1 protein-coding gene is annotated in these 2,692 nt (G+C 73.4%); it reads left to right on the top strand.

All coding sequences use genetic code 11. From position 1 onward, the window contains the following. Nucleotides 1-2,692 (top strand): type I polyketide synthase (locus ABZY57_RS32585; RefSeq protein WP_356518135.1); only part of this gene is annotated, 2,692 nt, incomplete at both ends.

The following is a 2,692-nucleotide window of genomic DNA, read 5'->3' as shown; positions in this document are numbered from 1 at the left end:
CCGGATGCCGCCTGGCAGGACCCGGAGTACTGGGTGGAGCACGTCCTGCGTCCGGTGCGCTTCGCGGACGCGGTCTCGGCCCTGAACGGTCTGGGCGTCTCCCGCTTCCTGGAGATCGGTCCGCAGGGGGTGCTGTCGGCACTGACTCAGCAGTCCCTTCCCGAGGACTCCCGCGCCGTGGTCGTACCGAGCCTGCACGGAAACAAGGACGAGGCGGAATCGGTCCTGACCGCTCTGGCCCATCTCCACGTCTCCGGCGCGGGCATCGACTGGGAGGCGTTCTACGCCGAGCACACGCCGGCCCGCATCGACCTGCCCACGTACGCCTTCCAGCGCGACCGCTACTGGCTGACGAGCACCGCCCAGAGCACGGTGGGCCTCGCGGCCCTCGGCCAGCAGAGTGCCGATCACCCGCTGCTCGGCGCCGCGGTCGAGCTGCCCGACTCCGACGGCGTCGTGTTCACCGGCCGTCTGTCGGTGGAGGCACAGCCCTGGCTGGCCGACCACGACATCCTCGGCACCACCCTGCTCCCCGGCACCGGCTTCGTGGAGCTCGCTCTCCATGCGGGTTCGTACGTCGGCTGCCCGGTGCTGGAGGAGCTCACCCTCCAGGCGCCGCTGGTCCTGCCCGAGCAGGGTTCGGTGCAGGTCCAGGTGGCGGTCGGTGCTCCGGACGAGGAGGGCGGTGGGCGCCGTTCCGTACGGGTCTACTCCCGCTCTGACGGTGCGGCCGACTCCCTGTGGCTGCTGAACGCGCAGGGCGTCCTGGGCGAGGGCGGGAGCGAGGGCGAGGTCGAGGCCCTCAAGCCCTTCACGGCCGAGGAATGGCCGCCGGTAGGTGCCGAGGAGATCGACACCGACGACGCCTATCCGGGCCTGTACGACCTCGGCTACGCCTACGGCCCCGTCTTCCAGGGGCTGCGCGCCGCCTGGCGCCGGGGCGACGAGGTCTTCGCGGAGATTGCGCTCACCGAGCAGGCCGTGGAGGAGGCGCAGCGGTTCGGGGTCCACCCGGCCCTGCTCGACGCCGCCTTGCACGCCATCGTGATCGCGGACGAACGCGAGGACGGCGCCGCGGTGATGCCGTTCGCGTGGACGGGCGTACGGCTGTACGCCGAGGGTGCCACCAGCGTGCGGGTCCGCATAGCCCCGGCCGGGCCCGACTCGGTGTCGGTCCAGCTGGCCGACGGCAACGGTCCGGTGCTGGCCGTCGAGGCCGTCGTGTCCAGGGAGGTCTCCCTGGAGGGTGCCGCAGCCGGTCACGGCGGTGGCGACACGCTGTTCCGCACCGAATGGCAGCCCCTCGCCGGGGCCTCCGCCGAGGCGGTGACGTCCACCGGATCCCTCACGAAGTGGCCGGTCGCGGCCGAGGCCGAGGTGGTGGCCGAGGCGGTCGTGTACGAATGCCCGCTCGGCGCGGCGGATCCCGACGCCGGAGCCGGGGAACTGGCCGGCATCCACACGACGGCGCAGCAGGTCCTGGCAGTGCTTCAGGAGTGGCTGTCGGAGGAGCGCTTCGCGCAGTCGCGCCTGGTCGTGGTGACCAGGGGAGCGGTCGTCACCGGAGCCCAGGACACCGACGTCGACGTACGCCACGCCCCCGCATGGGGTCTGGTGCGTGCGGCTCAGGCGGAGAATCCGGGCCGGTTCCAGCTGGTCGACATGGCCGGGGTGGATGTTTCCGCCGGGCTGGCCGTCGCTGTGGCCAGTGGTGAGCCGGAGGTCGCGGTGCGTGGGGGCGGGGTGTTGGTGCCGAGGCTGACTCGGGTGCCGGCGACTTCCGCCTCCGAGGGCGCCGGGTCGTCCGCCCTTGTAGGCGGCGCTGACGGCCACGGCCACGGCCACGGCCACGGCCTCGGCCACGCTGCCGGTGTTGGTGGCGGTACGGTGCTGATCACGGGTGGTACGGGTGGTCTGGGTGCGGAGGTGGCCCGTCATCTGGTGTCCGAGCACGGTGTGCGGCATCTGTTGTTGGTCAGCCGGTCCGGGTCGGGTGCGTCGGGTGCGGTCGAGCTCCTCGCGGAGCTGTCCGCGTCGGGTGCCGAGGTGCGGATCGAGGCGTGCGACGTAGGCGATCGGGAGGCTGTTGCGGCCCTGCTGGCCGGGGTACCCGCCGAGCACCCCCTCACCGGGATCGTCCACGCCGCCGGCGTGCTCGACGACGGTGTCCTGCCCTCGATCACCGAGCGCAGCCTCAGGACGGTCTTCGCACCGAAGGTCGACGCGGCCTGGCACCTGCACGAGCTGACCGCCGGAACCGCTCTGCGGTCCTTCGTCCTCTTCTCCTCCATCGCCGGTGTCCTCGGCAACCCCGGTCAGGGCGGCTACGCCGCCGCCAACACCACCCTCGACGCCCTGGCCGCCCTGCGCAGGGCGAAGGGGCTCCCGGCGCAGTCGCTCGCCTGGGGTCTGTGGGAAGCGGGCGACGGGATGGCCGCCGACCTCGCCGGAGGCGACCGCCGACGGCTCAACCGCGGTGGCATCCTGCCGCTGAACAGCACCGAGGCACTGGCCCTCCTGGACCGGGCGCCCTCGGTGGACGCGGCCACCGTCGTGCCGGTACGGCTCGACCTCGCCGCGCTCGGCCGGGCGGGCGACCGGCTGCACCCCGCGCTGCGGGCCCTGCTGCCGCAGCGCACCCGTCGGGCGGCCGGCGCGGCGGCCGGCGCCGCAGTAGTGGGGCCGGCGGCAC

This window comes from Streptomyces sp. NPDC006450 (assembly GCF_040612195.1).
In the GTDB taxonomy this organism is placed as follows: Bacteria; Actinomycetota; Actinomycetes; order Streptomycetales; family Streptomycetaceae; genus Streptomyces.
This window is presented reverse-complemented; position numbering and strand designations above follow the sequence as displayed.